Origin of the sequence: Microbacterium sp. LWO12-1.2 (assembly GCF_040675875.1) — a bacterium.
Classification (GTDB): domain Bacteria; phylum Actinomycetota; class Actinomycetes; order Actinomycetales; family Microbacteriaceae; genus Microbacterium.
Window position 1 is genome coordinate 909698 of sequence record NZ_JBEGII010000001.1, and the last position, 23279, is coordinate 932976.

Below are 23279 nucleotides of genomic sequence, written 5' to 3' on the forward strand. Positions count from 1 at the left end.
CTGCGGCGGGCGGGAGGTCAGCGGATCAGATCCCGGCACCGGGGCGGATGACGCCCACATCGACGCCACCGCCGAGTACCGAGAGCGGAAGAGCAGCAGCGAGCCCGGCGACATCCGCCTCGCCGAGGGCGCCGGCGCGAGCGAGGAGCGTCGCGGCGACGATCGTGGAGGCGCGCGGTGCGCCGTCGAGCATCTTGAGGCCGACCGTCGTGCCGTTCGGTGCGACCATCACCATGACACCTTCTGCTCCGCCCTTGGTGAACACGCCGAGCTTCTCGGTGGCGATGGTGTCGGGGCGACCGGGGCCCTCGATCGTCCACGGGCTCTCGCGCACCGCGCGCACCAGGGAGCCGGCCACACGGTGCAGGGCGAATGGCGAGCGGTCGGAGGCGGTGCCGATGCGGTGGATGGAGCGGGTGAGCCCGGTGAGGGTCAAGGCGTACACGGGGGCGCCGCAGCCGTCGATGGCAGTGTGGGCGACCTTCTCCCCGGTCAGACGCTCGATCACGTCACGAATGTGCGCCTGCAACGGGTGCGCCACATCCAGGTAGCCGTCGGTCGCCCAGCCGGTCGCGACGCAGGCGCGCAGCATCGCCGCGTGCTTGCCCGAGCAGTTCATCCGCACGCGTGCGGGTTCGCCGTGCTCGCGGACCATCTCGTCGCGGGTGGCGGTGTCGCTCGGCCACGCGGGCGGGCAGCCGAGGTGATCCTCGGTGAGACCGCCTTCGGTCAGCATGTCGCGCACCGTGTTCGCGTGACGATCGGTTCCGGTGTGGCTCGCCGTCGACAGGGCCAGCTGCTCGCCTTCCAGCACCGCGCCGGCGGTGATGCATGCCACGGCCTGCAGAGGCTTGAGGCTGGAGCGCGGAAGGATCAACGCGTCGGCATTGCCGTGCCGAGCGATCACCTCGCCGTCTGCGGACAGCACGACTGCCGCGCCCGCATGACGGGACTCGATGAAGCCGCTGCGTTCGACGACGGCGAGTTCGACGGATTCCTGAACGGTGAGAGTCTCCAGCACCGGACCAGCCTACCGTCGGCTCCTGTCTTCACAGTCCCCGCGCCCGTGTGTGCCGGTTGTCGCACGCCGGTGGCAGACTGGGCTGATGGCGGCACAGCACACCCCTCATGTTCTCGGCGAGCACCACTACGCACTCACGTCCACATGGACGGGGAACAGCGGGTCAGGGACCAGTGGTTATCGTGACTATCGACGCGACGTGACGATCGAGGTGCAGGGCAAGCCCGACCTGCTCGCCTCGGCGGACAGGCCTTTCCGCGGCGATGCCACGCGGTGGAACCCGGAAGACATGCTGCTCGCGTCGCTGTCGGAATGTCATCTGCTCTCGTATCTGCATGCCTGCGTCACTGCGGGCGTCGTCGTGGTGTCGTACCGCGATCAGGCGACAGGGCTCATGCGCGAGGACGGAGCGGGCGGTGGCGCATTCGTCGAGGTGATGCTGCGCCCCGAAGTCGTGGTTGCCGATGCGTCGATGATCGAGGCGGCAGAGCACGCCCACGCGCAGGCCAACGAGTGGTGCTTCATCGCCAACTCGATGAACTTCCCCGTGCGTCACGAAGCGACGGTGACAGCTCAGGTCTGAGCGGGTCGAGGGTCAGAGCGGGCTGCTGTTCAGCGGCGCTCGTGGGGGAGCGCCTGGATGATCTTCTCGATCGTTCCCTGCGCCGGCGCCTCGTTGTAGGCCCCGGCGAGCTCCTGGCCGGAGAGGGCGTGGATCGCCGCCATGATCTCGTCGGTCGCGAGGCGGCGAGCCCGTCCGCTGGTGGCCGGACCGTGCGGCGAGAGATCGAGGGGTTCACCGAACCGCACGGTGATGCGTTCCTTCAGTGTCGGCATCTTCGCGCCGACCGGCATGACCTTGTCGGTACCGACCAGGCCGACCGGGACAACGGGTGCCCCTGTCTGCAGTGCGAGGAAGGCGACGCCGGTACGCCCCTTGTAGAGGCGTCCGTCCGTGGAGCGGGTGCCCTCGGGATACAGCGCCACCGTCAGACCTTCGTCGAGGAGCTGGCGTTGCAGATCGAGCGCGTCGAGCGCGGCCTGGCCGGCGCCCCGCCGCACGGGGATCGCACCGATCGACTCGAAGAAGGTCTTGCTCATCCATCCGCGAAAGCCGGTGCCCTCGAAGTAGCTCGACTTCGCGAGGAAGTGGACGGGCCGCGGAGCAGCCACGGGGATCGCGATCGAATCGATGAACGACAGATGGTTGCTCGCGAAGATCACCGGGCCGGAGGGGGGCACATTCTCGCGACCTTCGATCCGAGGCCGGTAGACGAGCCGGGCGAGTGGAGTGATCAGGCCGCGTCCGAGCGTGTACGTGAATCCGGCGTGACGAGGCTTCGCAGTCTCCTCTGATGAGGATTCGGGCTCGACGGACTGCTCAGAGGTCATCAGAGCAGGTTACTCCGGGATTCATGCCTTCGCTGGAATGAAGAATCGCGCCGCGTCTCCCAGCGCGAGCAAAGGGGAATAGGGGAGGATGGGGTGTCCCGATCGCGATCCAAAGGTCTCACTGTGCGCAAGCGTCCGCTCATCGTCCTGTCCACCGTCGCTGCGGCGACCCTTCTGCTGGCAGGATGCTCCGGCACCGCCTCGCCCGAGAGCTCGAGCACGCCCACGCCAACGGCATCGAGCAGCTGCGCCCTCGACGCTCAGCCCGGTGCGACCTCCGACGCCGTCGTCGTCGACGGTGAGGGTGCCGATGCCAAGGTGACCGTCCCCGCCGATGCACCGTTCGCGGGTGTCGAGCGCACGATCGTCGCGGCCGGTGACGGCGAGGACATCGGTGTCGGCGACCTGGTCTCCGTGCAGTACCAGATCGTGGATGCGACCTCTGGAGAGGTGCTGGATTCCTCTGCCCGCGGGGAAGGCGGGCTTCTCCCCGTCCTGCTCGACACGAACCAGTCGTCCCTGTTCGTCGCAGCACTCGAGTGCGAGCCGGTCGGCTCCCAGGTCGTGCTGACTCTGCCCGGCAGCGTTCTCGGCGAGGGCGCCAGCAACGTCGTCGTCTACGCCGAAGCGGTCGAGCACCTTCCCGAGGTCGCCACCGGCACGCCGGTCGACCCGACCCCCGGGTTCCCCACCGTCGAGCTCGACGATGACGGCGCCCCGACCATCACCATCCCGGACGGGGACGCGCCCACCAAGACCGAGGTCGCCGTCCTCAAGCAGGGCGACGGCGCGACCGTCGGTGCCGGTGACCTCGTCGTCGTCCAGTACCGCGGCGTCAAGTGGTCCGACGGCGAGGAGTTCGACTCCAGCTGGAGCCGGGACGCTGCTCCCACGCAGTTCCAGACCAGCGGCGTCGTGACCGGATTCCGCCTCGCACTCGAAGGCCAGAAGGTCGGCTCACAGGTGATCGTCGTGATGCCTCCGGCTGACGGCTACGGCGCGACCGAGGGCCACGAGCTCCAGAAGGAGAGCCTCGTGTTCGTCGTCGACATCCTCGCCACGACTCCCGTCCAGCAGTAGTAGACGCAGGAGCGGAACCGAGGGCGTGCCATAGGCTGGCGGCATGCGTCGCATCATTGTCCTCGGTTCCACCGGCTCCATCGGCACACAGGCGCTCGACGTCATCCGCGCGAATCCCCGCCGGTTCGAACTCGTGGGGCTCGCTGCGGGGAGCAACCGCCAGTTGCTCGACGAGCAGGCGGCCCAGTTCGGCGTCGAGAACACGGCGCTCGGTGCTGATGAGGCCGAACAGCTGGTCCGTGACGTCGATGCCGATGTCGTGCTCAACGCGATCACCGGGTCGATCGGGCTCGGCTCCACACTGGCGGCGCTGAAGGCCGGTCGCACGCTGGCGCTCGCCAACAAGGAATCACTGATCGTCGGCGGGCAGCTGGTGCTCGCAGCGGCCGCCCCGGGTCAGATCGTGCCGGTCGACTCCGAGCACTCTGCGCTGGCTCAGGCCCTGCGCAGCGGCACCCACGCAGAAGTGCGCCGTCTGGTCGTCACCGCGTCGGGCGGGCCGTTCCGCGGGCGTTCCAGGGCCGAGATGGAATCGGTGACCCCGGCAGAGGCGCTGGCGCACCCGACGTGGGATATGGGCCGCATGGTCACCACGAACTCCTCGACTCTCGTCAACAAGGGCCTCGAGGTCATCGAGGCGCATCTGCTCTTCGACATCCCCTACGAGGACATCGACGTCGTGGTGCACCCGCAGTCCGTGGTGCACTCCATGGTCGAGTTCATCGACGGATCGACCATCGCGCAGGCCTCGCCACCCGACATGCGCCTGCCGATCTCGCTCGGCCTCGACTGGCCCCATCGCGTCGGCGGCGTCGGTCGGCCCCTGGACTGGACCGCCGCGACGTCCTGGACCTTCGAACCCCTCGACAACGAGGCGTTCCCGTCGGTCGCGCTCGCGAAGGCGGTCGGACGTGCCGGTGGGACATTCCCCGCGGTGTACAACGCCGCGAACGAGCAGGCCGTCGATGCGTTCCATGAGGGGCGGCTCACGTTCCTCGGTATCGTCGACACGATCGCCCGCGTGGTGGATGCCCACGAGCCTCCCGATTCGCTCACTGTCGAATCGCTGGCCGCAGTCGAGATGTGGGCGCGCCAGAAGGCGGACCGCCTGATCGCCGCAGGAGACTGAGCGCGGCTCAGTCCTCGTCGGGATACGGGACGGGCCAGTGCGAGTCCGGCACGGGCCATCCTGCCGCGCGCAGCGCTCGACGGGCGAGCTCGCGGGCGGAGTACGGCGTGCGCACCCCGCGGATGTCGCGGTAGTCCTGGTGCCCTGGCCCTGCCCACAGGATCGCGTCGCCGTCGCCGACGAGTCCGACCGCGGCCACGATCGCGCGCTCTGGCGGCGAGTATTCGTGGATCTCTGCGTCAGGGCGTGCTGCGCGGGCACCGGCGATGAGCGTCGCTCTGATCGACTCCGGGTCTTCGAAGCGGGGGTGGTGGTCGGTGACGACGAGGATGTCGCTGCCCTCCACGGCGGTGCGCGCCATGTCGAAGCGCTTGCTCGCGTCGCGGTCGCCATCGGCTCCGAACAGCATCAGCACCCGGCCGGGTGTCACGCGGCGCACGGCAGCGAGAGTCTTCTCGAAAGCGTCGGGGGAGTGTCCGAAGTCCACGAAGACCGCGGGGCCGGTGTCGCCCGAGACGAGCTGCGTACGTCCAGGTAGATAGGCGCGGATGCCTCCGTCGCGCTCGAGGGCCTCGGCGATACGTTCCCAGGCATATCCGCCCTCGAGCAGCATCACGATCGCGAGTGCCGCGTTCGCCGCCATGTGCGGTCCGATGACCGGGACCGTGGTGGTGAGCGAGCCGAGTGGGCCGGTCATCGTGAAGGTGGTTCCGGCGGCGCGTTCGTCGTCGATCACGACGACCCAGTCGGCCTTCTCCGCGGTGGTGGGGTCGGCGGCGATCGACGGGGTGCCGACGGTCACCACGGGGATCTCGGCGCGTTCCACGACGATCGCGCCGGACGGCGAGTCCAGGCAGATGACGCCACGCGTGGAACGATCCGGGCGGAACAGGGGGAGCTTCGCCTCGAAGTACTCCTCCATGTCGGCGTAGTCGTCGAGGTGGTCGTGGCTGAGGTTCGTGAATCCGGCGACATCGAAGTGCATGCCGTCTACGCGATGACGAGACAGGGCCTGGGCGCTCACCTCGACGGCCACGGCCTCGACATCGCGCTCGCGCATCAACGCGAGGAGCGCGTGGAACTCGGATGCCTCTGGCGTGGTGAGCCGCGAGACGATCACCTCGCCCGCGATGTGACGCTCGGCCGTCGAAGAGAGCCCGGTGACCACTCCGATCTGGTCGAGGATGCCTTCGAGCAGGTGCGAGACGCTCGTCTTGCCGTTCGTGCCGGTGGTCGCGAACAGCAACGGCAGCGGATCGTCGGCACCGGTGCCGTACACCCAGGCGCTGAGATCTCCGAGCACTCCGCGCGGGTCGTCCACGACGAGGATCGGAAGTCCGGCGTCCTGCGCGATTGTGGCGCCGGCGTCATCCGTGATGATCGCGACGGCGCCCTTCTCCGCTGCGGCGATGGCGAAATCGGCTCCGTGGCGGTTGACGCCTTGGATCGCGACGAACGCCTCACCGGCGCGGAGATCTGCCGTGGCGAGAGTGATGCCGGTGACGGTGATCCCCGTCGTTTCGCCGCGCACTTCTCGGGCGAATCGGGAAACGAGTTCGGACAGCTCACGCCGGGGCGGGTTCGCGGGGCGGAGCACGGGAGGCAGGCTCGGTTGTTGTTCAATCGACATGTCGCATCCATGATCTCATGTCGCCGCCGCGATCCCGGTGCGGCACGTCCCCTCATCCGACGGAACCGGAGAGGAGACGTGCCGGATGGTCAGGACTTGCGTCGGTAGGCGAGGACGGACACGACCAGAGCCGCGAGGCCGGCAACGAGGCCACCGGCACCCAGGATCGTGCCCCACAGGCTCTCCACCGCGGGAGCGGCGGGCGACTGGCCGTCAGAGGCGGCGTTCGCGTCGGCGTCCTCGTGATCGCCGTGGCCGCTTCCGGTCGCCGCGTCGACCGTCACCACCGGAGCGGGCGCGTCCAGACTGTGCGGGTCTTCGCCGTTCTCGGCGATCTGGGTCCACTCGGTCGTGCCGTCGACGCACTTCTGTTCGACGGGGAACGCCAGCGAGGCCGGGGTGTCCTCGTCGAGGCCGACACCCATGCTGACCGCACCCCGGAGATCGCTCGGAACCGGCGAGAGCGCCGTGTAGGTGACCGCGGAGACCAGGCCGTCGTCGCCGCGCTCGACGTCGATCGTCCAGTCTCCGTCCAGCGTCGGCGACACGGAGGCGAGGCCCTCAGGCATCGTGATGCGCAGGGCGGTCGTGGGTGAGTTCTCGCATCCGTGCGAGAACGAGAACGTCAGTACACCGTGGTCTCCCGCGACGAGTTCGTCCGGGCTGACGGTGACGTGCGCGCTGGCCAGGGAAGGTACGGCGACGGCGAGCAGCGCTCCTCCGACGACAGCGGCCGCGAGGCGGGCTGTCCGGTGCGGGCGTGCGGGGGTGGGGGACATGGTGGAACGGAACATCTGTTTTCTCCTGCATTAGGGGTGACGGGCGCGCCGATGGCGCGCTTCCGCGGGGATGGCGTCCTCGGAAGGGAGGGCGCGGCTCGTGCGGCGGATCAGCCGCGCAGGAGAGCCGGGGGGCCGCGTCGCGAGACGGCGCCGGTGAGAGCAGCGTCCGTCAAGGGGACGAGTGTCGAGACGAGGCGAGACGGGCGGCGATGATCGGGCGGGGTGAGGATCGCGATCGAGCGCAGGAATGCCAGCACCCAATCGCTCACCGCTCGGAGCAGCGATTCCCCGTGCCAGAGCAGGAACATCGTGAGCACGGCGGCGACGATGTGGGCGCCCAGCATCGCCGCACTCGGAGTCGGCGCTGCGGGTGCCGTGGCGAGCTGCGTGAGGTCCAGATGATGCGCGTGTGTTCCCGCGGCGGGCGCCCCATCGGCGGTCGGTGCGCCGAGCACCTGGAAGACGACATGGAATGCCGCCTGCGCGAACAGGACGGTCACCGCCGTCCGGACCCGAGACGGGCGCACCCCGATCAGCAGGGCCGACAGCGGCGTGATCAGTGCGGAGACGGCGAGGATGAGCAGCGGATGCGGAGCCGCCCCGCCACCGATCGTGTGCGACACGGCGGCGATCAGCGTGGCTGCGGCGGAGACGGCGACGGCACGTATCAGTCGCAGCTGCCGAGAGGTCACGGAACAAGCCTACGGCTGCCGGGCGGATTCCTAGACGCGGCGCTGTAGCGTGAGCAGGTGGAAATCCTGCTCTATGTGGGTGGCATCCTGTTCATGCTGATCGGCCTCGGCCTTTCGATCGGTCTGCACGAGGTCGGCCATCTCGTCCCCGCCAAGCTCTTCGGCGTGCGCGTCGGCCAGTACATGATCGGCTTCGGGCCGCGTCTGTGGTCGAAACGCATCGGCGAGACCGAGTACGGCTTCAAGCTGCTCCCGGTGGGCGGCTTCATCTCGATGTCCGGCATGTATCCGGCGTCCAGCGGGACCGGTCCGGCCAAGGGTGTGTTCCGCGCCCTGATCCAGGACGCCCGTTCCGCGAATGACGAGACGATCGCGGACGGCGCGGAGGACCGCGTCTTCTACCGGCTGCCCGTCTGGAAGCGCGTCGTCGTGATGCTCGGCGGACCGCTGATGAACCTGATCCTCGCGGTGGTGATCTTCACGGTGATGCTCTCCGGCATCGGACTGCAGCAGGGCACGACCACGATCGCATCTGTCAGCGAATGCGTCGTGCCGTCCGGATCAACGCAGACCGAATGCGGAGCGGAAGATCCCGCCACCCCCGCTGCCGAGGCAGGCATCATGCCGGGCGACGTCCTGGTGTCGATCGACGGCACTCCGGTGTCGACCTTCGCCGAGGCGACCGCGATCGTGCAGGCCGCGCCGGGGAAGACGCTCGACCTGGTCGTCGAGCGCGATGGCGCGCCGCAGACCCTGAGCATCACCCCCGTCGCCGCGGAGCGCACCCTCACCGACGCGAGCGGTCAGCCTCTGCTGGACGACCGGGGCGACCCTGTCGTGAAGGAGGTCGGCTACGTCGGTATGGCGGCTCAGATGGGCTTCGTGCCGCAGCCGTTGAACGCCGGCGTGGAGATGACCGGTGACACTGTCGCCCGTGTCGGCTCGCTGATCGTCACGTTGCCCGTCCGCCTCTGGGACGTCGGAGTGGCGCTCGTCACCGGAGGGGAGCGTGACCCGAACGGACCGCTGAGCGTCGTCGGCGTCGGCCGGCTCGCCGGCGAGGTCGCCGCCACCGAGGCCCCGGTGCTGAACCGCATGTTCGGGTTGCTGGGACTGCTCGGATCCCTGAACATCGCACTGTTCGTGTTCAACCTGATCCCGCTGCTGCCTCTCGACGGCGGTCACATCGTCGTCGCTCTGTGGGAGGGGATCAAGCGGGGCTGGGCGAAACTCTTCCGTCGGCCTCCGCCCGCGCCTGTCGATGCCACCCGGCTGGTGCCGCTGACGGTGGTCGTCGCCACGTTGCTCATCGCGATGGGCGCGCTGCTGATCGTCGCCGACCTGTTCCGGCCGATAGACATCCTCGGCTGACGTGTCGAAATCGTCCTTGCCCGTTCGCTGTGACGGTGTAACGGTTCTCTTGAAGAAAGGACGATTCGCATGAAATACGTCATCATGTTCACTTCCACTCCGGCACTCGACGCCCAGGTCGCACCGGAAGTAGCCCAGGACGTCTACGGGCGGGTGTATCAGTGGTTCCAGGACAACGACGCGGTCATCGACGAGAGTGGGGCGGAGCTGCAGCCCGTCGAGACCGCGACGACCGTCCGCTCCGGGGCTCAGGGTGTCGTCGTCGTCGACGGTCCGTTCACCGAGGCGAGGGAGGCGGTCGGAGGATTCAGCATCATCGATGTGCCCGACCTGGACGCAGCCATCGCCCTCGCGAGAAGCTGGCCGATGCTGGAGCTGGAGGGTACCTCCGTCGAGATCCGACCCCTCGTGACCGACTACAGCCAGTTCGAGCAGTGAACGCATCGGATGCCGCGTCGGCGCCCGGCGCGGCATCCGACCGCGCGCTCGCCCACGTGATCCGTGCCGAGTCCGCGCGGATCGTCGCGACACTCACCGCATCGCTCGGCAACCTCGACCTCGCTGAGGAGTCCGTTGCAGACGCCGTGGTGGAGGCGTTGCAGAGCTGGCGCACGGCGGGTGTGCCTCCGAATCCCGGAGCGTGGCTCACCGCCGCCGCCCGGCACAGCGCTCTCGACCGGCTGCGCCGCGACGCGCGCTATCGACAGAAGCTCGAGTTGCTCACCGCAGTGCCGCGCGCGGCGCCCCTCGATACCGAGATCGATGAGCGGCTACCGCTGCTCTTCGGATGCTGCCACCCCGCGCTGACGGCTCCGGCGCAACTGGCTTTGACGCTGCGCGCCGTCTGCGGGCTCACGACCGAACAGATCGCCAGAGCGACGCTGAGCACGCCGACGACGGTCGGGCAGCGGATCGTCCGAGCGAAACGGAAGATCGGCGCGGCGGGGATACCGTTGCGGGTTCCGGTGGGCGCAGAGCGCGCGTCGCATCTCGACATCGTGCTGACCGTGATCTCGGTGATGTACAACGAGGCGCACCTCGTCGATGGTGGCGATGCCGTGGCTGATCGCGATCTCGCAGACGACGCCCTGTGGCTCGCCGAGGTCGTGGCGAACGCCTTGCCCCGCGAGGCGGAGTCGTTCGGCCTGCTGTCGTTGCTGAGGTTTCATCGAAGTCGGGAGCAGGCGAGGTCTCAAGACGGTGACATCGTGATCCTCGCGGATCAGGACCGCACGCGGTGGGATTCGGCGCTGATGGATCAGGCGCGCGCAGCGCTTTCTCAGGCCGCGCATCTCCGCAGCCCTGGCCGGTGGCAGCTGCAGGCGGCGATCGCGGCGTGCCATGCCGATGCATCGACTTTCGCTGATACGGACTGGCCCCAGATTCTGGTGCTGTACGACATGCTGCTGGCGTACGACGACTCTCCCGTCGTCCGGCTCAATCGTGCGGTCGCGACGGGCGAAGTCGGCGGACTCCGTCAGGCGCTTTCCGATGTGGACGCACTGCAGAGCGCGCTCGAGCGGTTCCATCTGTGGCACGCCGTTCGCGCGGACCTGCTCCTTCGCCTCGGCCGCGACGAGGAAGCACATGACGAGTGGGAACGAGCCCGAGGGCTGACCGCGAACGACGCGGAGCGGCGTCTGCTCGGTGTGCGTGGCGCATCCGCGAGCTGAGAGCGGATGCCTGGTCTCGCCTGCGCTCAGGAGAGCGCGTGCGAGACCAGGCGCTCCAGGGTGCGGATGCCGTCGCGCGACAGGATCGACTCCAGATGCCCCTGCACGGACGCGAAGCGTTCGCCGCGGAGGGCGTAGACGTCTCCGGACGCGGCGTCGGCGGAGACTTCAGCGCCCTCCACCGCGGTCGTGCCGGGGTCGACGCGCGCGGTGAACGTGTTGTAGAAGCCGATCGAGGCGTCTTCGCCGAACACCGGAACGGACTTCTGGAGTCCCTGGTGGGGGGCGTCCAGCGGCATCAGCGCGATGCCGAACCGATCGCTGAGGATCTGGTGGCTCAGGCACACCGCGAGCAGCGGCCGTCTCGCATCGACTCGGCGTGCCACGACGGCGCGCATCCGAGCGATGCGGGGGTTCTCCGTGTCGCGCGGATCGCCGGGGCCAGGTCCCGCGACGACGAGGTCGGCCGTATCCAGCTCCGCATCCGTCACTTCGCTCCACGGGGCGATCGTGACGTCGAGACCGAGATGGCGCAGCTGGTGCGCGAGCATGGTGGTGAAGCGGTCCTCGGCGTCGACGACGACGGCCGTCCGCCCCTGGAACGGACCGGTCGCGTCGTCACCCTGCGGATTCAGCCAGAAGTCCGCGAGGCGCGAGTTGCGCGACGACAGCAGCGCGGCGATCGTCGGGTCATCGGCCAGGGCGACCTCTGCGGCGGGAGCGTCCGCATCGCTGCGTGCCTCGGCGGCACGGTCGCGGTCGATCGCGCCGATGGCGCCGAGCACGCCGGCGGCCTTCCCGTGCGTCTCGCTGACCTCGCCCTGCGGATCGGAATGGCGCACCAGCGTCGCACCGACGGGCACGCGCAACGCGCCGTCCTGCACGTAGACGGTACGGATGAGGATCGGCGCATCGAGATCGTGCCCGCCGTCCGCGTTCGGGGTGAAGAGCGCGGCCACGCCGGAGTAGTAGCCGCGCGGCTGGCGCTCATGCCGACGGATGACGGCGCAGGCGTTCTGCATCGGCGACCCGGTGACGGTGGGGGCGAACATCGTCTCGCGCAGGATGTCGCGCGGATCGAGCTTGCTGCGGCCGCGCAGCATGTACTCGGTGTGGGTGAGCCGCGACATCTCCTTGAGGTGCGGGCCCGTGATCCGACCGCCGTCGGAGCAGACGGCGCTCATCATCTTGAGCTCCTCGTCGACCACCATGAACAGTTCCTCGGTCTCCTTGGTCGAGGAGAGGAAGTCGACGAGCGTCTCACGGGTCGAACCGCCGGCAGGATGGCGGAAGGTGCCGGAGATCGGGTTCATCGTGACGACACCGCCGCGCGCGACGACGTGCGCCTCGGGGCTCGCTCCGACGGCGATGTGGCCGGGGGTGAAGACCGCGAACGTCCAATACGCGCCGCGTTCGTGAGTGAGCAGGGCGCGGAACCAGGTCAACGCCGCCGTGCGATCGTCGACGTCGATCTGGGCGGTGAAGTCGCGTCGGATCACGAAGTTGGCGCCTTCGCCCCGGCCGATCTCATCGGCGATGACCCGCTCGACGATCTCGGCGTACTCCTCGTCTGCGATGTCGAAGCCGGCGTCCTGCAGCGGCACTGGCGCGGACGGGAGCGCATCGATCAGCGCGGGGGTGGGAAGCGGGAGGTGCTCGTCGACGACGATGCAGCGCAGGGGAGCACCGTCATCCTGCGCCACGAAGCCGCGCTCGCGCACCTGGCGGTACGGGACGAGAGCGAAGACCTCGCGGGGCGAGCCGTCGATCGTCAGCGGGATGTCAGCGAGGAGATCGACATCGACGACCTCTCCCGTGAGCAGCTCGACGGAGTCGGCGCCGTCGCGTGCGATCAGCACGAAGGAAGCGCTCGGGTCGGCGCTGAGCTCGGCGAGTCGTGAGAGGGTCATCGATGTCTCCTGTGCAGGGCTCCGGCTCGGCTCAACGAAAAGACCGCCCCGGAGGCGGTCTGGATTCGTGGGAACGCGAACACACCGCCTAGGAGGCGGGCCACCAGGTCTGGTTCGCGAGCATGGGGCGAAACTACCACATGGTGCAGGGTCCGCCCTGGCGCGTGACGCCGCACGACTGTGCCCGACATCCAGCCTGTGTGCATCCGGGCGGCGTAGTCTGGAGGGGTGCCAGCAGTGAATCTTGGGATGCCGAAGATCCCCGAAGTCCTCGCCCCTCGCCGCAAGTCTCGCCAGATCAAGGTCGGCAAGGTGCTCGTGGGCGGCAACGCTCCCGTCAGCGTGCAGTCCATGACGACCACGAAGACGACCGACATCAACGGCACTCTGCAGCAGATCGCCGAGCTCACGGCATCAGGCTGCGAGATCGTCCGCGTCGCCGTGCCGCACCAGGACGACGCCGACGCGCTCAAGATCATCGCGATGAAGAGCCAGATCCCCGTGATCGCCGACATCCACTTCCAGCCGCGGTACATCTACACCGCGATCGATGCCGGCTGCGGTGCGGTTCGTGTGAACCCGGGCAACATCCGTGAGTTCGACGGCAACGTCGGCAAGATCGCCGCCGCAGCCAAAGCGGCGGGCGTCTCGCTGCGGATCGGCGTGAACGCCGGCTCGCTCGACCGGCGCATCCTCGAGAAGCACGGCAAGGCCACCGCCGAGGCGCTCGTGGAGAGCGCGGTCTGGGAGGCCTCGCTGTTCGAGGAGCACGACTTCCATGACTTCAAGATCTCGGTCAAGCACAACGACCCGATCGTGATGGTCAAGGCCTACCGTCAGCTCGCCGAGCGCGGCGACTGGCCGCTGCACCTCGGCGTCACGGAGGCCGGGCCCGCGTTCCAGGGCACGATCAAGAGCGCCACGGCGTTCGGCATCCTGCTCGGTGAAGGTATCGGCGACACGATCCGCGTCTCCCTCTCCGCTCCTCCCGCGGAAGAGGTGAAGGTCGGTCACCAGATCCTGCAGTCGCTCAACCTGCGCGAACGCAAGCTCGAGATCGTGTCGTGCCCCTCCTGCGGTCGTGCCCAGGTCGACGTCTACACGCTGGCCGAAGACGTCACCGAGGGGCTCAAGGACATGACCGTCCCGTTGCGTGTCGCCGTGATGGGATGCGTCGTGAACGGCCCGGGCGAGGCTCGCGAGGCCGACCTCGGTGTCGCCTCCGGCAACGGCAAGGGGCAGATCTTCGTCAAGGGCGAGGTCATCAAGACCGTCCCAGAAGCCGAGATCGTCGCCACGCTGATCGAAGAGGCGAACCGCATCGCCGCCGAGATGGGCCCCGACGCATCTGTCGGTACCGCCCAGGTCATCACGGTCTGACGGCGGCGGAGACGCGCATGTCAGAGATCTCTGTGCCGGAACCCGCACAGGCCATGATCGATGCGATCAACGCCGCGGACACCGACGCCTTCGTCGCGTCCTTCACCGCGGACGGCTTCGTCAGCGACTGGGGAACCGTGAAGTCCGGCCGTGACGGAGTACGCAGCTGGGCCGACACCGACGCGATCGGCGCCGGTGCGCAGATGACGGTACTGACGGCCACGACCGACGGGGATGTCACCCGCATCCGCTTCTCCTGGTCGAGCCGCGTCTTCAACGGCGAGTCCGACGGCGTCTTCGTCATCGACGGCGACAAGATCGCCAGCTTCACCATCCCGCCCTCGCACTGACCAGCCCACGGCGCCCTGCTGTGTCCGTCGTGGACCTCGGGCCGCCGTCGAGGCGCCATCCAAGGAGTTCCATGCCTGCCACTGTCGTGACCTTCGCCGACGGATCCGTCACAGGGGAGGGCATCGTCACCCGTGTCGAGACCTCAACCGAGGGAGCGATCGTCGTCGTCGTCGACGAGACGCCCTTCCACCCGGTCGACCACACCTGGCCGGACCAGCCGGGGGACACCGGTGCGCTTGTGATCGGTGACGCACAGGTGGCCGTCGTCGAGGCGCTCATGGCCGCGGTCAGCGACGAGGGCGACTTCGCCGTCGGCGCCGACATCCCGGTCAAGCGGGGAGCCGAGGGGTGGACCTGGCTCGTCGGGCACCGTGTCGAGGGCGACATCCCGTCGGTGCTGGTCGAGGGCGCTGCCGTGCGTCTCGAGGTCGATGACGTCCATCGCGCCGGCCTGAGCCGGGGTCACACCGCGTGCCACCTCGCCTCGCTCGCGCTCGATCTCGCCGTCGCCGACCTGTGGCGTAAGGACCCAGGCGCCGATGCGCTCGGCACCCCCGACTTCGAGGGGCGAGCCAACCAGTCCAGCCGTATCCACGAGGACGGCAGCGTCGATGAGTACCGTCTGGGCAAGAGCCTGCGACGCGCCGGGTTCGACACCGAGACATTCGCCGCGACGGTGTCGGAGCGTGAGGCCGCCATCAACGCGCGGCTCTCGGAGTGGGTGGCTTCGGCCGCGACCAGTCGGATCGTGACCGAGGGTCCCACCATCGTGGACCGCCGTCGCTGGCACTGCGCGTTGCCCGAGGGGGAGGCCGTCATCCTGTGCGGCGGGACGCATGTCGACTCACTCGCCGTGTTCGACTCGATCTCGGTCGCTCTCGATCTCAGCGACCCGCAGCTCCTCGTGATGACGACCACGGTCGTACCGGCGGCCTGAGCCCCGGAGGGTCACCACATCGCGCGCAGCACCTGCTCGGTATCTGACACGGTCAGACCGCTGCGTCGGGCGGCGTCGGCCAGCGCGCGGGCAGCGTCGGCGACCTCCTGAGAGACCGCCGTGGCCGCGCGGCTCACGCGCGTGCCGGCTCCTGTGCGCGAGACGACGAGTCCGTCCTCCTCGAGCTGGCGATAGGCCTTCGCGACCGTTCCCGGGGCGATCCCGAGATCGGAGGCGAGCTGGCGCACGGAGGGCAGGCGTTCATCCGCCGCGAGTCGGCCTGTCGTGATGAGGCCTCGGAGCTGGCTGTGCACCTGCTCCGCCGGCGTACCGCCCGTCGAGGTGAGCGCGATGATCATGACGCGGAGGCGACGACGGAAGTCGGCTGTCGCACGGTGCTCGGGATCGCGGTGAGCGCGATGACGATCCACATGGTCAGTCCGGCGACCAGCGCGAGCGTGCCCGACCAGTACAGCGTGGGCCCGAGAGCAGCGAACGGTGGCGTGACCGACACGGCGCCGAGTTCCGTCGTCGTCGTGCTGCCGAGCAGCGAGGCGGTGCTCGCCAACGACTGCAGCACGACCGAGAGGTGGATGAGCAGGGCGCCGCAGGCGGCGCGACCGATGTTCGCTGCACGGAGCCGACGTACGGTGGCGTCATGAGCGATGTCCGTGCTCCAGGCGGGGCGCGGGAGGAGCGCCCAGGCGGTGGCGGTCACGAGCAGGAGGGCGACGAGGCCTGCGAGCGCCGGCAGCGAGTAGTGCCAGCCGTAGATTCCTGTTCCCATCTCGGTGCCGGTGGTTCCGATCGAGATGGTGTACGTCGTATAGCGCCCTTGGTCGTCGAGCTCGGAGGCGGTGCCGGCGGCGACCGTCAGGATCGCGACGATCGCCGCGACCGCGAGCGTCATGATGATCCAGCGCGCGGACACGAAGGACATGATCGTGCGTCGGGAGATCTGCGCGACCGCCCCGCGACGTGGCGACATCGGGGGGATGGCGAGGAGGATGACGGCCCCGATGCCGAACAGCAGGGGCGCCAGCGCGCGGACGTCGAGGTCGAAGAACCCGATCGGCGGGAGAACGAACGGGAACCACACCATGGCGGCCAGCGCGAGAGCGGGGAGGCCGCCTGCCGCGGCCGTGAGCCACGAGGTGGGCGCGCCCAGGCGGGGAAGGGGAGGCAGATTGATCAGGCGGATACCGATGGCCACGATCGCGGCGACCGCGATCGGAGCGGAGGCGAGCAGCAGGATGGTGAGCATCGCTCCTCCAAAGTGTGTTGATTCGTTGACACAAAATGTAGCAATGAATCAATACATATGGCTAGTGCGTGCCCGCTCGGCCCCGAGCGGGGTCAGACCGCGAACTCGATCTCGCCGCGGCCGATGTCGGCGCGGATGACGCGGAGGTGGACGACGTCTCCCGGTTTCGCGCCATCGGGGACCGGAGCGGAGGCCGTCACGGCGGGCTCCGAGATCTGGATCGTCGCCCGTTCGCCGCGAAGCTCGATCACCGTCGCCGCGATCGTGGCGCCGACGAGAGGGGTGAGCAGTGCGGCTTCTACCGCGTTGACGGTCGCCGAGTTCAGGCGGGAGGCGCGTTGCCCGGACTCGAGCATGAGGGCCGGCAGCTGGGCGAGCGAGTCGCGCGCCCAGGCAGGCGCCTCCTCGCCGCGGGACACCGCAAGGCAGATGGCGAGCGACCAGCGGTCGACCAGGCGCCGCAGGGGCGCCGTCGCATGCGCATACGGCGCGCCGATCGCGGCCTGCACCGTGGCCGATGGCGCCTCGCCGTCGAAGGCGACGTACCCCGCGCCGCGGAACAGCATCGACGCCGCCTCGAGCACGGGGAGCGTCAGTGGATCCGCCCGGTCCAGGCTGCGCAGATACTCGCCGTACTCTCCCGAGGTCCACGGGCGCCCGAGGGCCTCCGTCTGATGGCGGAAGGCATCGAACGACTTCTCATCAGGTTCCGGCATCGTACGGAGGATGCCCACGCCGGCGTCCAGCATCAGCGATGCCGCGGCCATACCGGTCATCAACGACAGCTGCGCGTTCCACTCCTCGACGGGCAGAGGCCGACGCCGTTCGATCGCGTACGTGCCGTCTTCCGTGCGCACGACCTCTTCGTCCGGGAGGTTCAGGCTCGCCCCACCGCGGAGCCGTTCCTGCTCGATGCGCAGCGCTCCCACCTCGGGCAGCAGCGCCCAGGGGCCGTCCTCGCCGCGATCCAGCGCGGCCTGGGTCGTGACGTAGTCGAGCTGCGCGCGGGAGCGGATCAGTGCCCGTTCGACGCGAGAGTCCGACACCACGCCGGCGTCGTCCAGCGCGAACGTCCACACCAAAGCGGGACGATCCACATCCGCCAGCAGGGAGGCGCGATCCTCGCTCAGCACCCGGGGATGCAAGGGGATCGATCCGTCGGCGGCATACAGGGTCTGACCGCGGCGCCGTGCCTCGGCATCCACCGCGCCACCGGGCTCGATGGATCCAGGGACATCGGCGATCGCGTAGCGCGCCGTGTACCCGCCTGTCCGTCGCTCCAACCGGAACGCCTGGTCGAGATCTCGCGATCCCTTCGGGTCGAGCGTGACGAATGGAACGTCACGGAGGTCGAGTTCGGGGGGCACGGAGCGAGAGGCCTCCGCCTCTGCGCGCACCTCCGCGGGGAACTCGACAGGGACATCGAGCGACTCGCGCAGAGCGGCCAGGGCGGTGGCGAGTTCGGTCTGCGCGGCTGAGGGCGCGACATGCGAGCGGCGCTGGGGCATGTTCCCCAGACTAGGTGCGCGAGACGGCCCGTTCGCGGACGTGGCGCGTTAGCGTGGAGTCATGACCACTGCAGCTGCCAAGGCCCAGACCCTCGTCGGACTCTATGACGCTCCGGAGATCCTCCGTGTCGTGAACGTGTGGGATGTCGTATCCGCCCGCGCCGTCGCGGCACTCCCCGAAACCCACGCGATCGCCACCGCGGGGCACGGCATCGCCGCCTCGTTCGGCTACGAGGACGGCGCCACGCCCCGCGACCTCATGATCGACATGGTCGGCCGCATCGCGGCGTCGGTGCGCGTTCCCGTCAGCGCCGATCTCGATGATGGCTACGGAGATGCGGGGGAGACCACGCGCCTCGCGATCGGCGTCGGCGTCGTCGGCGCGAACATCGAAGATCGGCTCAAGCCGTTCGACGAGTCGGTCGCCGCGGTCGAGGCGATCGTGAAGGCCGCAGAGGCGGAGGGAGTGCCCTTCGCGCTCAACGCCCGCACCGACGCCTTCGTGCGCGCCGGCGGTCGTCCTGTGCAGGAGAGCATCGCCGACGCGATCCAGCGGGGACGTGCCTACATCGACGCCGGAGCGACCGCGGTGTTCGTGCCCGGTCTTCTGGACGCCCACGTGACCCGTCAGCTCGTCGAGGGGATCGGCGAGCGCAAGGTCAGCGTGATCGGTGTTCCCGGTGCACTCGCGGCATCCGAGTACGAGAAGATCGGCGTCGCGCGCATCTCCTACGGCCCGCTCCCGCAGCGCGTTGCACTGACGGCTCTGCAGGAGCTCGCCGCGAGCCTCTACAAGGGCGGCGTCGTCCCCTCAGGACTCCCCGCGCTCAACTGATCGCGACCGACGAAGACGAGTGACCACGGATCAGTAGACTTGCTCCGTGGTCACTCGTCTATCGAACTTCTTCCTCCGTACGCTCCGTGAGGACCCCGCCGAAGCGGAGGTCATCGGACACAAGCTCCTGATCCGCGCCGGATACATCCGCCGTCAGGCCGCCGGTATCTTCGCCTGGCTGCCACTGGGTCTTCGCGTCAAGTCCAAGATCGAGACCGTCGTGCGCGAGGAGATGGCTGCCGCGGGCGCCCAGGAGGTCCACTTCCCGGCGCTGATGCCGCGCGAGGCCTATGAGGCCACCGGCCGCTGGGAAGAATACGGCGATCTGCTGTTCCGTCTGCAGGACCGCAAGGGCGGCGATTACCTGCTGGCCCCCACGCACGAGGAGGCCTTCACGCTGCTCGTGAAGGACCTGTACTCCTCGTACAAGGATCTTCCCCTGACGATCTACCAGATCCAGGACAAGTATCGCGACGAGGCGCGTCCGCGTGCCGGCCTGCTCCGCGGACGCGAGTTCACGATGAAGGACGCCTACTCGTTCGACTCCTCCGATGAGGGTCTCGAAGCCAGTTACCAGGCGCAGCGCGATGCCTACGAGCGCATCTTCCAGCGTCTCGGCCTCGAGTACGTGATCGTGCAGGCGGATGCCGGCGCCATGGGCGGCTCGCGCAGCGAGGAGTTCCTGCACCCGACCCCGGTCGGCGAGGACACCTTCGTGCGCAGCGCCGGCGGCTATGCCGCGAACGTCGAGGCGTTCACGACCGCTGTACCGGAGGCGATCGCCTTCGACGCCGATGCGGCGCCCGTGATCTTCGACTCTCCGAACACCCCGACGATCGAGACGCTCGTCGCGCACGCCAATGCGCATCTCGACGGGGAGTACACGGCGGCAGACACGCTGAAGAACGTCGTGCTCGCGCTCACGCATCTCGACGGCTCGCGGGAATTGGTCATCGTCGGCATCCCCGGCGATCGTGAGGTCGACGAGAAGCGCGCAGAGGTCGCGTTCGCGCCCGCCGAGGTTGAGACGGCCACGGCGGACGACTTCGAGAACAACCCTCTGCTCGTGAAGGGCTACATCGGCCCCTGGTCGCCCACCGGCGCCGTGCTGGGCGAGGAGTCGGCGACCGGCATCCGGTACCTGGTCGACCCCCGCATCAGCGAGGGGTCGAGCTGGATCACCGGCGCGAACATGGATGAGAAGCACGCGCACTCCGTGGTCGCAGGTCGAGACTTCTTCGCCGACGGCATCGTCGAGATCGCGAACGTCCGTGCCGGCGATCCTGCCCCCGACGGCTCCGGCCCGGTCGAACTCGCCCGCGGTATGGAGATCGGACACGTCTTCCAGCTCGGTCGGAAGTACGCCGAGGCCCTGGGCCTCAAGGTGCTGAACGAGAACGGCAAGCTGGTCACGGTCACGATGGGGTCGTACGGCATCGGTGTGACGCGCATCCTGGCGATCATCGCCGAGCTGAACAACGACGACAAGGGCCTGATCTGGCCGGCATCCGTGGCACCCTTCGACGTGCAGGTCGTGGCCGCCGGCCGTGACCAGGTGGCGTTCGATGTGGCCCAGGACCTGGCGGCACAGCTCGAGAGCTCGGGCCTCGACGTGCTCTACGACGACCGCCCCAAGGTCTCGCCCGGCGTGAAGTTCGGCGACGCGGAGCTGGTCGGCGTGCCGAAGATCGTGATCGTGGGCCGCAGCGCCGCCGATGGTCAGGTCGAGCTGTGGGATCGCGCATCCGGCGACCGCGAGACGGTGTCCGTCACCGAGGCGATCGAACGGCTCTCGCGCCGCTGAACGATGACGTCGTGAATGCCTCACCCTTCTTCGGTGAAGGGTGCGGCATTCTTCGTCTTCTCGACGTTCCGATGAACGGTAGCTGACCTCGGCGTTGCGTCGACCACCGTCTGCGCGGGGCGTGCCACGCTGGAGGCATGACTGACCAACCGCTTCCCGAAGCTCTCAGCGCCGAGATCAACGCCGCCCTCGATGAGGCGGGAGTCGACTCCGACCGCAGACTCGTGATGCGGATGCTGCGCACGGCGATCCTGCTGGGGGAGGACGGGGCGGATCGCCTCGACCTGAAGATCGCCTCGGCAGCTCTCGCCGAGATGCGGGACGCGTTCCGCCTGTTCGCACCGTTCCGGGGCGTGCCCAAGGTGACCGTCTTCGGATCGGCGCGCACGCGCCAGGACGATCCGCTGTACCTGCAGGCGCGCGACGTCGCCGAGGTCCTGGCCGAAGACGGTTGGATGGTGGTCACGGGCGCAGGCCCTGGAATCATGCAGGCCGCGGCGGAGGGCGCCGGGCCTGAGCGCTCGCTCGGCGTCTCGATCCGACTCCCGTTCGAGGAGAAGGCGAACGGTCTGGTCGCCGGCCAGGACCACGTCGTGGCGATGAAGTACTTCTTCACCCGCAAGCTGATGCTCATCAAGGAGTCGCGCGGCTTCATCTGCCTGCCCGGCGGGTTCGGCACGCTCGACGAGATGTTCGAGCTGCTGACTCTGCAACAGACCGGGAAGGCCGAACCGATGCCCATCGTGCTGCTCGATGAGCCCGGTGGCACCTTCTGGCACGGGCTGCGTCGTTTCATCGACCAGGAGCTCGCCCCGGCGGGCGTCATCTCCGACGGCGACTTCGATCGCGTCGTGATCACCGATTCCGTCGAGGCCGCGCGCGACGAGATCACCGGCTTCTGGTGGAACTACGACTCCCTGCGGTGGATCGGCGACGAGCTGGTCCTGCGGCTGCGCGTCGCGCCGACCGATGCCGAGATCGACGACCTCAACGAACGGTTCGCGTCGATGGTCGCATCCGGGCGGATTCAGCGGGCCGAGCCTCGACAGCCCGAGATCGCGGATGCCGACGTGATCGAGCTTCCGCGTCTGGCTCTCAATCTCGAGCAGCGCCAGGTAGGGAACCTGTTCCGGCTGATCGGAGCGATCAACCAGCTGCCGTCTGCTGCTCCTGCGCGGTGATGCCGGCGGCGAACGCCGCGAGGTCGACGGGACGTCCGAGGATGCGCTCCGCCGCACGGTGCCCGGAGTAGTACGCGGCGCCGACTGTGGCCGGCTCATCGCCCCAGGTCGCTTCCCCGGCGAAATGCAACACCCCGTCGACCGGACCGGCGAGGGCGTCGTGGTCGTGATGCGACGACCCCGTGGCGAGATGCGAGTAGGAGCCGACCGAGAACGCGTCGTCACCCCAGTGCGTGATCCAGTGCGCGACCGGGGTGCCCACCGCCTCTCCATAGAGCCGGCGCAGCGCGGCGACGACGTCGGCGACGACCTCCTCGTCCGGCAGTGCCTGCATACGGCGACCGAACGGGCCGGCTGCGAAGGTTAGAAGGGTCGGGATACCGCTGACCGCGGAGACGTCGTACCAGGAGTGCCAATGCTCTCCCGCCTCGCCCAGCGCACGCAGCACGTAGCTCTCCTCGTTCCAGAAGCGCTCGGGGAACTGGAGGAAGATCTTGTTGAACACGCCCATGCCCAGGCGCTCGATCGGACCGGTCACCTCGTCGGGCAGGGCGGGCTCGAAGGTGATGTGGCCGGCTTTGAGCACGCCCAGCGGAACGGTGACGATGACGCGCTCGGCCGTGAAGGCGCCGTGAGCGGTGGCGACGGTGACCCCATCTGCTGAGCGGACGACCTCCGTGACGGTGTGACCGAGGCGGATGTCGAGCCCCGCACCGATGCGGCGGGGGAGTTCGTCGTATCCGCGGGGGAAGATGACCTCGTCTCCGTCGATCGCGTCCTCGTCGAGTCCGTGGGCGTCGAGGTCGCCGATCCACGCACCGCACTGCTCTTCGACCCGGTGGCGGAAGAACTCTCGGATCTCGTCGATGCGCTCTGGCGCGAATCCGCTGCGATCCAGAGCGCGCTCGGTGACATCGAGGTAGGTGTCGCCGGGGGAGGAAGCCGCGATCTCCACCGCGAGTGCGGCGTCGGCGGCAGCGACGTCGGCGACCCACTGCGCTGTCGCGGCGGCATCCATGCGCCGCCCGTCGCCGTCGAAGTTCTCGATCGGCCGGCCGCCCGCTTGGAAGCTTCCGACGGTGTACTCCAGTGTCGGGATGCCGAGCGCCTGCACGAGCTGCCACAGGGGGGAACCGTCGATGCCATGGATCCAGGACGCTCCGCGATCGACCGAGAAACCGCTGGAGCGATCCGAGTGCATACGACCGCCGACCCGATCCCGGCCCTCGAGCACGACGACCCGCTGGCCGGCATCCGCCAGCATGCGTGCACTCGTGGTTCCGGACATGCCGGCCCCGATCACAATCGTGTCGAACTCGGTCACTGGGTCCTCCTGCGG

The 23279-nt window shown here is 68.7% G+C and carries 22 protein-coding genes; 12 read left to right on the forward strand and 10 right to left on the reverse strand.

Translation table 11 applies throughout. From position 1 onward, the window contains the following. Positions 1-25 precede the first annotated feature (25 nt). Entirely contained in the window at positions 26-1021 is a 996-nt protein-coding gene (locus MRBLWO12_RS04245; RefSeq protein ID WP_363553017.1) for an asparaginase, read from the reverse strand. Positions 1022-1106: 85 nt separating this feature from the next. Here MRBLWO12_RS04245 and MRBLWO12_RS04250 point away from each other — a divergent pair, with 85 nt between their 5' ends. Beyond that, on the forward strand, positions 1107-1604 hold the full coding sequence (locus tag MRBLWO12_RS04250) for an OsmC family protein (RefSeq protein ID WP_363553019.1): 498 nt from the start codon (positions 1107-1109) through the stop codon (positions 1602-1604). Between the two features lie 29 nt (positions 1605-1633). Here MRBLWO12_RS04250 and MRBLWO12_RS04255 read toward each other — a convergent pair whose 3' ends face one another. Next, positions 1634-2413 carry a lysophospholipid acyltransferase family protein gene (locus MRBLWO12_RS04255; RefSeq protein ID WP_363553021.1) on the reverse strand — a complete coding sequence of 260 codons (780 nt, stop codon included), beginning with the start codon at positions 2411-2413 and terminating at the stop codon, positions 1634-1636. A gap of 123 nt (positions 2414-2536) precedes the next feature. Here MRBLWO12_RS04255 and MRBLWO12_RS04260 point away from each other — a divergent pair, with 123 nt between their 5' ends. Both MRBLWO12_RS04260 and dxr read left to right on the forward strand, forming a co-directional pair. Continuing rightward, a complete protein-coding gene (locus tag MRBLWO12_RS04260; protein WP_363553023.1) occupies positions 2537-3493 on the forward strand; it encodes an FKBP-type peptidyl-prolyl cis-trans isomerase in 957 nt (318 codons plus the stop codon). Positions 3494-3536: 43 nt separating this feature from the next. Continuing rightward, on the forward strand, positions 3537-4622 hold the full coding sequence (gene dxr, locus MRBLWO12_RS04265) for a 1-deoxy-D-xylulose-5-phosphate reductoisomerase (protein WP_363553025.1): 1086 nt from the start codon (positions 3537-3539) through the stop codon (positions 4620-4622). 7 nt (positions 4623-4629) lie between these two features. Here dxr and MRBLWO12_RS04270 read toward each other — a convergent pair whose 3' ends face one another. From MRBLWO12_RS04270 to MRBLWO12_RS04280, 3 genes are all read right to left on the reverse strand, one after another. Beyond that, positions 4630-6252, reverse strand: a complete 1623-nt coding sequence (locus MRBLWO12_RS04270; protein WP_363553027.1) for a Mur ligase family protein — start codon at positions 6250-6252, stop codon at positions 4630-4632. Between the two features lie 89 nt (positions 6253-6341). Then, positions 6342-7046, reverse strand: coding sequence for a YcnI family protein (locus MRBLWO12_RS04275; RefSeq protein WP_363553029.1), 705 nt, complete (start codon positions 7044-7046; stop codon positions 6342-6344). Positions 7047-7141: 95 nt separating this feature from the next. Next, positions 7142-7726: a hypothetical protein gene (locus tag MRBLWO12_RS04280; protein ID WP_363553031.1), complete on the reverse strand. Its 585-nt coding sequence runs from the start codon at positions 7724-7726 to the stop codon at positions 7142-7144. A gap of 57 nt (positions 7727-7783) precedes the next feature. Between MRBLWO12_RS04280 and MRBLWO12_RS04285 the strand changes: the two genes are divergently transcribed. The 3 genes from MRBLWO12_RS04285 (at position 7784) to MRBLWO12_RS04295 (ending at position 10770) form a co-directional block, all read left to right on the forward strand. Beyond that, positions 7784-9097: a M50 family metallopeptidase gene (locus MRBLWO12_RS04285; protein ID WP_363553033.1), complete on the forward strand. Its 1314-nt coding sequence runs from the start codon at positions 7784-7786 to the stop codon at positions 9095-9097. A 69-nt stretch (positions 9098-9166) separates the two neighbouring features. Further along, positions 9167-9535 carry a YciI family protein gene (locus MRBLWO12_RS04290; RefSeq protein ID WP_363553035.1) on the forward strand — a complete coding sequence of 123 codons (369 nt, stop codon included), beginning with the start codon at positions 9167-9169 and terminating at the stop codon, positions 9533-9535. Further along, the gene (locus MRBLWO12_RS04295) at positions 9532-10770 is read left to right on the forward strand and encodes an RNA polymerase sigma factor (protein WP_363553037.1); all 1239 of its coding nucleotides are present in this window, start codon (positions 9532-9534) and stop codon (positions 10768-10770) included. Before MRBLWO12_RS04290 ends, MRBLWO12_RS04295 begins: the two co-directional genes overlap by 4 nt. Before the next feature lie 26 nt (positions 10771-10796). Here MRBLWO12_RS04295 and MRBLWO12_RS04300 read toward each other — a convergent pair whose 3' ends face one another. Then, the gene (locus MRBLWO12_RS04300) at positions 10797-12680 is read right to left on the reverse strand and encodes a chorismate-binding protein (protein WP_363553039.1); all 1884 of its coding nucleotides are present in this window, start codon (positions 12678-12680) and stop codon (positions 10797-10799) included. 228 nt (positions 12681-12908) lie between these two features. On the opposite strand from MRBLWO12_RS04300, the gene ispG reads away from it, so the two are divergent. From ispG to MRBLWO12_RS04315, 3 genes are all read left to right on the forward strand, one after another. After that, positions 12909-14060, forward strand: a complete 1152-nt coding sequence (gene ispG, locus MRBLWO12_RS04305) for a flavodoxin-dependent (E)-4-hydroxy-3-methylbut-2-enyl-diphosphate synthase (protein WP_363553041.1) — start codon at positions 12909-12911, stop codon at positions 14058-14060. A 17-nt stretch (positions 14061-14077) separates the two neighbouring features. Beyond that, entirely contained in the window at positions 14078-14410 is a 333-nt protein-coding gene (locus MRBLWO12_RS04310; RefSeq protein WP_363553043.1) for a nuclear transport factor 2 family protein, read from the forward strand. A 71-nt stretch (positions 14411-14481) separates the two neighbouring features. After that, positions 14482-15348, forward strand: coding sequence for a hypothetical protein (locus MRBLWO12_RS04315; protein WP_363553045.1), 867 nt, complete (start codon positions 14482-14484; stop codon positions 15346-15348). An 11-nt stretch (positions 15349-15359) separates the two neighbouring features. On the opposite strand, the gene MRBLWO12_RS04320 is transcribed toward MRBLWO12_RS04315, so the two are convergent. The 3 genes from MRBLWO12_RS04320 to MRBLWO12_RS04330 all read right to left on the reverse strand — a co-directional run bounded on the left by MRBLWO12_RS04320 (position 15360) and on the right by MRBLWO12_RS04330 (position 18120). Next, a complete protein-coding gene (locus MRBLWO12_RS04320; protein WP_363553047.1) occupies positions 15360-15707 on the reverse strand; it encodes a GntR family transcriptional regulator in 348 nt (115 codons plus the stop codon). Then, positions 15704-16612: a hypothetical protein gene (locus tag MRBLWO12_RS04325; protein WP_363553049.1), complete on the reverse strand. Its 909-nt coding sequence runs from the start codon at positions 16610-16612 to the stop codon at positions 15704-15706. The genes MRBLWO12_RS04320 and MRBLWO12_RS04325 overlap by 4 nt, the downstream gene beginning before the upstream one ends. Positions 16613-16704: 92 nt before the next feature. After that, entirely contained in the window at positions 16705-18120 is a 1416-nt protein-coding gene (locus MRBLWO12_RS04330; RefSeq protein WP_363553051.1) for an RNB domain-containing ribonuclease, read from the reverse strand. 61 nt (positions 18121-18181) lie between these two features. On the opposite strand from MRBLWO12_RS04330, the gene MRBLWO12_RS04335 reads away from it, so the two are divergent. The 3 genes from MRBLWO12_RS04335 (at position 18182) to MRBLWO12_RS04345 (ending at position 21940) form a co-directional block, all read left to right on the forward strand. Then, positions 18182-18955: an isocitrate lyase/PEP mutase family protein gene (locus MRBLWO12_RS04335; RefSeq protein WP_363553053.1), complete on the forward strand. Its 774-nt coding sequence runs from the start codon at positions 18182-18184 to the stop codon at positions 18953-18955. Between the two features lie 46 nt (positions 18956-19001). Next, a complete protein-coding gene (locus tag MRBLWO12_RS04340; protein ID WP_363553055.1) occupies positions 19002-20759 on the forward strand; it encodes a proline--tRNA ligase in 1758 nt (585 codons plus the stop codon). A 137-nt stretch (positions 20760-20896) separates the two neighbouring features. Then, complete coding sequence (locus MRBLWO12_RS04345; protein ID WP_363553057.1) at positions 20897-21940, forward strand: TIGR00730 family Rossman fold protein; 1044 nt, start codon at positions 20897-20899, stop codon at positions 21938-21940. On the opposite strand, the gene MRBLWO12_RS04350 is transcribed toward MRBLWO12_RS04345, so the two are convergent. Continuing rightward, positions 21906-23264 (reverse strand): flavin monoamine oxidase family protein, encoded by a 1359-nt coding sequence (locus MRBLWO12_RS04350; protein ID WP_363553059.1) that lies wholly within the window; start codon positions 23262-23264, stop codon positions 21906-21908. The genes MRBLWO12_RS04345 and MRBLWO12_RS04350 overlap by 35 nt on opposite strands. Positions 23265-23279: the final 15 nt, after the last annotated feature.